The 3,586-nt window shown below is 73.0% G+C and carries 5 protein-coding genes; 1 reads left to right on the plus strand and 4 read right to left on the minus strand.

What is annotated here, in order from left to right:
* On the minus strand, positions 1–291 hold a 291-nt coding region (locus AC1DX8_RS21070), incomplete at its 3' end, for a hypothetical protein (protein WP_477631914.1).
* A 99-nt stretch (positions 292–390) separates the two neighbouring features.
* Complete coding sequence (locus AC1DX8_RS21075; protein WP_477631915.1) at positions 391–609, minus strand: hypothetical protein; 219 nt, start codon at positions 607–609, stop codon at positions 391–393.
* Positions 610–941: 332 nt separating this feature from the next.
* Between AC1DX8_RS21075 and AC1DX8_RS21080 the strand changes: the two genes are divergently transcribed.
* Complete coding sequence (locus tag AC1DX8_RS21080) at positions 942–1,892, plus strand: class I fructose-bisphosphate aldolase (protein ID WP_477631916.1); 951 nt, start codon at positions 942–944, stop codon at positions 1,890–1,892.
* Between the two features lie 51 nt (positions 1,893–1,943).
* Here AC1DX8_RS21080 and AC1DX8_RS21085 read toward each other — a convergent pair whose 3' ends face one another.
* Positions 1,944–2,204, minus strand: a complete 261-nt coding sequence (locus AC1DX8_RS21085; protein ID WP_477631917.1) for an acyl carrier protein — start codon at positions 2,202–2,204, stop codon at positions 1,944–1,946.
* 5 nt (positions 2,205–2,209) lie between these two features.
* A partial coding sequence (locus tag AC1DX8_RS21090; protein WP_477631918.1) for a 2-oxo acid dehydrogenase subunit E2 occupies positions 2,210–3,586 on the minus strand: 1,377 nt, incomplete at its 5' end.

Consider the following 3,586-nt stretch of genomic DNA (forward strand, 5'->3'; position numbering starts at 1 on the left):
GTCGTGCGCCGCCGCGGCGTCCATCGCGCGCTCGGCCTCGGCCTGCTGGTGCAGCCCCGCCCGCAGCGCGTCGGCTCGCGTCCTCATCGTCGCTCGCGCCTGGTCGGCGCGCCGCAGCCCCTCGCTCGCCACCGCGGTGCACTCGTCTTCTGTCGCGGCGAGGGCGGCGAAGACCGGTGCGAGCTCTGCCGACCACTGTGCTGACACGTCGACGGGCACGCCTGCAGGGCCAGCCGCCCCGGGGGCGCCGGACGGGCGGAACCGCAGCAGCAGGTCACGGACAGGTGGCACGGCGAACCCTCCGCCGAGGTGCGGGCTGGGACGGTCCGGGTCGCCTCGGGCCGGGCCGACGCGCCAGGGCACGGTCGGCCCCGCCCGAGCGCGCCATGGCTACTTGTCCTGGTCTTCGGGCTGGGTACCCCTGCGCTGTCCCGGTGGTGGTGCGTCCTCGGGAGGCTTCGAACGGTCCCGGCTGCGCAGGCTGGTCAACGAGGTGCCGAGGTAACGGCGCAGGGCTGCCTGCACCCGTGACTCGCCCTCGCCGGGGGGTCGCGACGTCAGCGCGTCGGCAGCCTCTTTGCGGGCCCGCTCCCTGTCGATGTCGGACATGGTCGGTCCTCCGGTCCTCGTGGGGTCGTCGGGATGGCTGCACCCCGTGCCTCGAGCCTGCAGCGCGCCGCACCACCCGCACAGGGGCCAAGGTCCCCCGAGAAACGCTCGGGCCTCCGGGGACCTCGCCGGAGTCCTGCTGGAGTCCTGTCGAGCAGCCTTGCCCGACGTGCCGGACGTGCCGGAGTCCCGCCGGGCAGCCTTGCCGGACCGGCTCCCCACAGGTGTGCTCGGGCCGGGACCAACGACCCTGCCCGCGGGCGCGGAGCGGGCTGATGCTGGGTGGGTCGAGAGGGAATCGTCGCCTGACCCGCCCAGAAGGAAGTGCCGCCATGTCCCATCGCGTCGACCAGATCCTGTCGTGGTACCCCGCTGACAACAAGGCCACCATCGCCCACCTGCGGCGGATCCTCATGCAGGGCAGGACGGGTGGGTCCGGGAAGCTGGTCGTGCTGCCGGTCGACCAGGGCTTCGAGCACGGGCCCGGACGCAGCTTCGCCGTCAACCCGGCCGGCTACGACCCGCGCTACCACGCGCGCCTGGCCATCGAGGCCGGCTGCAGCGCCCACGCCCTCCCGCTGGGGGCTGCGCGCCTCGTGGCGCCCGTGTATGCCGAGGAGCTTCCCCTGATCCTCAAGTGCAACAGTGCCGACGGCCTCTACGTCGGGACAGATCCCGAGCCGGCGGTGGTCGCCGGGGTGGAGGAGGCGCTGGCGCTGAGGTGTGCTGCGGTCGGGTTCACCATCTACCCGGGGTCGGCCCACCGCAACGAGATGTACGAGCAGGTGCGGTCGCTCGCGCGGGATGCGGATGCGGCCGGCCTCCCACTCGTGGTGTGGTCCTACCCGCGCGGAAGCGGGGTGTCGACGAGCGGGCGTACGGCGGTCGACGTCGTGGCCTACGCCGCCCACCTCGCCTGTCAGCTCGGGGCCCACATCGTCAAGGTGAAGCCACCCACGGAGGCCATCGAGTCCGACGCTGCACGGGCCGCGCTCGTGGAGGCCGGGGTCCCGCTGGACACCCTCGCCGACCGGGTGCGCCACGTGGTGCAGTCGGCCTTCGACGGCAAGCGCATCGTCATCTTCTCGGGTGGGGCGGCGAAGGAGACCGCGGCGGTGCTCGAGGAGAACCGCCAGACGGCCCTGGGCGGAGGGTTCGGGACGATCATGGGTCGCAACTCCTTCCAGCGACCGCATGACGAGGCGCTGCACCTGCTGAGCAACGTCATGGACATCCACCTGACGGTGACCCACAGCGTGGAGCGTCACCCGGCCGCGGTGTGACTGCCCGGCAGCCAGTCGCTGGGTGACTGACCCGCGCAGCCCGCGGAGCCCTCAGCGCCCGGGGGCGTGGGACGTGAGGAACGCGATCGCGTCGTCGACGTTGGAGAACACCCAGGCGTCCTCGTCCTCGATCCGGAAGCCGGCTCGCTTGCTGAGCCGCTCGACGAGCTCGACGACGTCCATGGAGTCGAGCTCGAAGGTCGACCGCAGGTCGGTGCCGGGTGGCAGGACGGCAAGGTCTGCGTCGGGGACGATCTCGCGCAGTGTCGTGCCGAGCAGGTCACGGGCCTGGTCAGTGGTCAGGGTGTTCACGGGGATCACAGCTCCTCTGGGGTCTGCAGGATGGTGTCGATGGCTCTGAGCAGTCGCGACCCAGTTGCCGCGTCGGTGGCTCGGTGGTCGGCCGCGAGGGTGACCGTGACCAGGGGGCGGATCCCGAGCAGGCCGTCGACGGCCCACGGCCGGTCGCTGACCGCGCCGAACCCGACGAGCGCCACCTGGGGTGGGTAGATGACGCCGTGGACGCTCTCGACACCGCGCTCGCCGAGGTTGGTCACCGTGATGCTCGGTGGTTGCAGCTCGGAGCCGCGCAGGCGGCCCCTCCGGGCCTTGTGGGTGAGGTCCCGCATCCGGCTCATGACCTCGCCGATGCTGAGTGCGTCGGCGCCCTTGATGACCGGCACGAGGAGGCCGCCCCCGCGTAGCGAGAGCACCAGTCCCAGGTCCACGTCCGTGGCGGTGTGCAGCGCCCCGTCCACCCAGTGGCCGTTGAGCTCAGGCACCTGGGCGGCGGCGCGTGCGGCGGCGCAGAGCAGGGCCGCGGAGGGGACCAGGCTCTCCCCGACCTCCAGCTCGCGGTTGCGTGCGTGGATCCACGTCGCGGTGCGGTACAGGTCCACCGTGGTGGACAGGTAGTAGTGCGGGATCTCCCGCTTCGACCTGGACATCAGCGCTGCCGTGGCAGCACGCAGGTCGTGGTCCGGTGGGTGTGAGGCCACGGTCGGTGCAGGGGTGGTCGGGGTGGCGGCCCCCGCAGCCTGCACGGCCGCCCGCACGTCGTCGGCACGTACCGAACCTCCAGGCCCGGTGCCGGTGACCGTGTCGAGGTCGAGACCGGCTTCGGCGCCGAGTCGCCTGGCCAGGGGTGAGACCCGCGCCCGAGCGGTGGCCGCGACGGGCCGCGTCGTCGGGGCGGGCGGCTGCGGCGCCGGCACCGCTTGCATGCGCGCCCGCGCACCGGGCGGTATGCCGTGGGCCACGACGTCCACGTCGTGGCGGGTCACGCGTCCCCCACCTCCACTACCCGCGACGACGCCGAGGTCGACGCCGAGCTCCTCGGCATGGCGCCTCACCAAGGGGCTGGCCACCACGGGCGGGTGGGCGTCCAGGCCCGGCGCCGGGGTCTGCGCCTGAGCGCGCTCCGACGTCCGCCGCGCGGGCGCTGGAGCGGGTGCCGGAATGGGCGAAGTGGGCGCCGGCCGGGGAACTTCGGGCTCGGCTGTGTGGTCGTCGAGGGGGTGGAGGCGGGCGAGCACGCCCCCGACCGGGACCACCGTGCCGGGATCCACCACCAGCTGCTCGACGACGCCGTCATCGAAGCACTCCACCTCGACGGCCGACTTCGTCGTGTCGACGACGGCGACGATGTCGCCGCGGTGGACGGTGTCACCCGGTCTGACGAGCCACTCCAGGAG

This window comes from Pedococcus sp. P2_A3, assembly GCF_056405035.1.

Excerpts from the sequence above, each read along its gene's own strand:
- AC1DX8_RS21080 (WP_477631916.1), top strand. The coding sequence starts at position 942 with ATGTCCCATCGCGTCGACCAGATCCTGTCGTGGTACCCCGCTGACAAC.
- AC1DX8_RS21075 (WP_477631915.1), bottom strand. The coding sequence starts at position 609 with ATGTCCGACATCGACAGGGAGCGGGCCCGCAAAGAGGCTGCCGACGCG.